At 48.7% G+C, this 3,545-nt stretch carries 3 protein-coding genes and 1 pseudogene; 3 read left to right on the plus strand and 1 reads right to left on the minus strand.

Going from position 1 to position 3,545, the window contains the following annotated elements:
* Positions 1–314: 314 nt before the first annotated feature.
* Positions 315–569 (minus strand): annotated as a pseudogene (locus SX1_RS24065) (transposase); the annotation flags it as partial.
* A gap of 115 nt (positions 570–684) precedes the next feature.
* On the opposite strand from SX1_RS24065, the gene SX1_RS21965 reads away from it, so the two are divergent.
* The 3 genes from SX1_RS21965 to SX1_RS24075 are packed head-to-tail and all read left to right on the plus strand — an operon-like array spanning position 685 to position 3,292.
* Positions 685–1,848, plus strand: coding sequence for a KpsE/RkpR family capsule polysaccharide export protein (locus tag SX1_RS21965; protein WP_026150050.1), 1,164 nt, complete (start codon positions 685–687; stop codon positions 1,846–1,848).
* Positions 1,848–2,648 (plus strand): ABC transporter permease, encoded by an 801-nt coding sequence (locus tag SX1_RS24070; RefSeq protein ID WP_255209829.1) that lies wholly within the window; start codon positions 1,848–1,850, stop codon positions 2,646–2,648. Before SX1_RS21965 ends, SX1_RS24070 begins: the two co-directional genes overlap by 1 nt.
* Positions 2,645–3,292, plus strand: a complete 648-nt coding sequence (locus SX1_RS24075) for an ABC transporter ATP-binding protein (protein WP_081610021.1) — start codon at positions 2,645–2,647, stop codon at positions 3,290–3,292. Before SX1_RS24070 ends, SX1_RS24075 begins: the two co-directional genes overlap by 4 nt.
* The last annotated feature ends 253 nt before the right edge of the window (positions 3,293–3,545 follow it).

Genomic DNA, 3,545 nt, shown 5'->3' on the forward strand with positions numbered 1-3,545 from the left:
CTATCGCTGGCCTATTCCTGTTTGTCGAGACGTCAATTCCAAACTTGTCAAAGATAGCGGAAGGAGCTTTCGAGCAGAATCTGGTGTCATCGGCGATGATTGCAAAAGTCGGCCTGTTTGCCGTGACGCAGGCCTTCACGCCGACAAACTTGGATTAGGTCGATCTCAACGCCCCTCTCCTTCGCTAGTCCGAACGTGAGGCCAGATTTTGGCCGGAACGGCGCTTAGTCAGGGCCAGCATGAGACAATAATGCTCCAATGTCCCGAAAGGTTGGCTTCTCGCCTGAAGACGACGAGCTTATGCCTTCAGAGACCTTCTCGGCGGTTCGGCGCGGGTCCAGCAAGCTCGGAAAGTAGCTGCCTTTGCCCAGCTTCGGGATCGCCAGATCGATCCGACCCGCACGGGTGTCCCATCCCTGTTTGCGTTATTCGTTGCGATGGTTCAGTCGCGATTGGCTGCGACTGTCGGCGGGCGCACCGGCTTTGACCTCAATCTCCATATTCATCATGCGCTCAGCGGCAAAAGCCGGCATCTCGCGCACCAAATCAGAGAAACCTTCCAACACCACCTCGTGGGACTTGCCCCTCGCGCCTGCATCATCAGATACTGCTTGGCCTTGCACGTGACGTCATGTTGCCTTAGCGCAGGGCCCGATATCCCCATTCAGGCGATGCAAGCTAGTTATGAACCTTCTACCATCCGTCCCCCTCGACGCAGAAGCGCCGGCCCAACGCTCCGCATTTGCAAAATGGCTCAGGAAACGGCGCTGGTTCATCCTTAGCGTCCTAATGCCGACGCTTCTGGCAGCGGTCTATTATGGGATGTTCGCATCAGACGTCTATATTTCCGAAGCGCGGTTCGTCATCAAAAGCCCGAACCAGAAACAGGGCCAGGTGTCGACGCTGGCCAATCTGGTCCAGACAACCGGCCTGTCGGGCGGGCAGGAGCAGACCAACGAAGTCCTAGCCTTTACCCGCTCTCGCGACGCACTCAAAGCATTGGAGAAAAATCCCGGCATCCGGGAAAGATTCGGCTCTCCGCAAGCAGATTTTCTGTCGAGGTTTCCGCAGCCTTTCGCGGACAATAGCTTTGAAAGCTTGTTCAAATTCTACAACAAAATGGTAGACTCTCGCCTAGATACGGAAACCGGCACCGCAACCATCAAGGTCAAGGCATTTTCTGCTGAAGATGCCTATCGCATTAACAACAAGCTGCTGGATTTGAGCGAGGAACTAGTTAACCGATTGAATATGCGTGGTCGCAGCAAAGGTATAGCTGAGGCTGAGAAACAAGTCAGACTGGCAACGGAGCGGGCCAGAGCCGCGCGCATCAATCTCGCTGAATATCGAAACACACAAGCCTTGATCGATCCGGGTAAACAGGCCGTGGGCGTACTCGAAATTGCAAACACCATGATCGCTGAACGCGCCGCCTTGCAAGCGCAGTTGGATATCATGCAACGGCTTACCCCTGGCAATCCATCCATTCCCGCCTTGAAGAACAGGGTTAGCGCCATTTCCAACCAAATCAGCTCCCAGGACAGTCGTGTGGTGGGGAGCGGGACCGGCATCGCATCAAAATTGGGGGGGTATGAAAACTTGCTCGTCGAACAGGAATTTGCGACTGCCAACCTTAATGCCGCCAATGCAACTTTAGTGCAGGCTCGCACAGAAGCGCAGCATCAGCAATTCTATCTAGAGCGGGTCGTAGATCCGAACGTTCCAGACGTGCCCCTCCTGCCCAAGCGTTTCTACAATGTGCTCACCGTTTTCGCTGCTGCCCTTTCTCTCTATTTCATTGCGTGGATGTTTATTGTCGGCGTAATGGAACATGCGCCGGAAGATTAATGATGGGAAAAATCAATTTCCGAAAGTTACGAGAAGGCTGGGCGGTCCAAATGCGCGTCATTCACGCATTAATGATACGCGAACTTATAACACGATTTGGTAGAGAAAATATTGGTTTCCTTTGGGTAATGGCTGAACCTTTATTGTTTGCTGGTCTTGTTGGCATTATTTGGCGCATGCTTAAGGGGCCAGAAGAGCACGGCATAAGCATCGTTACATTTGTAGCAACCGGATATATTCCACTGACACTCGTTAGGCACGTTATTTCAAGATGCGTTGCAGCCTTTTCTGTAAATAGCAGTCTTCTCTATCATCGGCAGATCAAGGTGGTGGACTTCATATTTGTACGATTTATCATCGAGATGATAGGATCCATGATGGCCTATCTATTTATCGGCGTTATTCTTATATATTTTGGTGAAGCTCCGGTTCCTGCCGATATTGGATTATTTTTGGCGGGATGGTTTTGCCATTGCTTTTTTGCTCTTTCAGTATGCTTTATCGTCGCACCACTTTCTGAAATGTCAGAGGTGATGGAGAAGTTTATTCCTGTTACTCTTTATGTAATGATACCTTTCTCTGGTGTTTTTACTATGCTATCATGGACCACACCCACCGTAAGAGAGTATTTGATACTTTCCCCGCTAGTTAGCGGTATGGAGATGATGCGAAAGGGAATATGGGGCGATCAAATTACTGCCTATTATGAGCCCCAAATTCCTATCACGTGCTCAGTAATCTGCACGATTATTGGATTAACCATGTGCAGACGCGTTCGGAAGACGCTTTCAATCCAATGATTATTTGTGAGAATATTGCGAAATCCTACGCTCATGGATCACATCGCAAACAGGTTTTTGCGGGCGTAAACCTGACCGTGGGGAAAGGCGAAAGGGTAGCACTTCTTGGCCGCAACGGCGCGGGAAAGAGCACGATGATAAAACTGATCGGTGGCGTTGAAATGCCGACATCAGGCAGGATCCTTCGCTCAATGACGGTGTCTTGGCCATTAGGATTTTCCGGAGCGTTTCAAGGCAGCCTCACTGGGTATGATAACGCACGGTTCATAGCTCGAATATATCGGCGAGATTATCTGAGCATGCGTGATTTCATTGAAGATTTCACAGAACTTGGCTCTCAGCTAAAAATGCCCGTAAAAACCTACTCTTCCGGCATGCGTGCTCGTTTGGCATTTGCTCTATCTATCGCAATAGAATTCGAATGTTACCTTATAGATGAAATAATATTGGTTGGAGATCGCAATTTCCATAACAAATGCAGCGAAGAATTATTTGATAAAAGAAGCGATAGAGGGATGATTTTAGCCTCTCACAGCATGGACTCAATAAGAAGTTTATGCAATAAAGCAGTTGTCCTGCATAATGGCGTCGCGAATACATATGAAGATGTGCATGAAGCAATATACATTTACGAAAATTTATGAACTTTCAAATTTTATTTGATTTTAGTAACACATCTATTTGCGTTGAAAATTTGATTTATACCGGCGTTCGCAGATAACCGCGATCAACTGTTGAGCGTTTTGGTATGCTTTGAACATATCGACGGGATTAAAAATCTGCGCTGTGACGATGATCCTGGCGTCTTTGCATGGGAACAATCGGCAATTGACACAATTTCAATTGCTTTGCGAAAGGCTGCCATCGCTAGGCTCAGGATCTGTAATTGCAGTTACT

This window comes from Sphingobium xenophagum NBRC 107872, assembly GCF_000367345.1.
Classification (GTDB): Bacteria; Pseudomonadota; Alphaproteobacteria; order Sphingomonadales; family Sphingomonadaceae; genus Sphingobium; species Sphingobium xenophagum.

What these genes read in the sequence shown, in the direction of transcription:
- SX1_RS21965 (WP_026150050.1), top strand. Translation starts at nt 685, where the DNA reads ATGAACCTTCTACCATCCGTCCCCCTCGACGCAGAAGCGCCGGCCCAA.
- SX1_RS24070 (WP_255209829.1), top strand. Translation starts at nt 1,848, where the DNA reads ATGATGGGAAAAATCAATTTCCGAAAGTTACGAGAAGGCTGGGCGGTC.
- SX1_RS24075 (WP_081610021.1), top strand. Translation starts at nt 2,645, where the DNA reads ATGATTATTTGTGAGAATATTGCGAAATCCTACGCTCATGGATCACAT.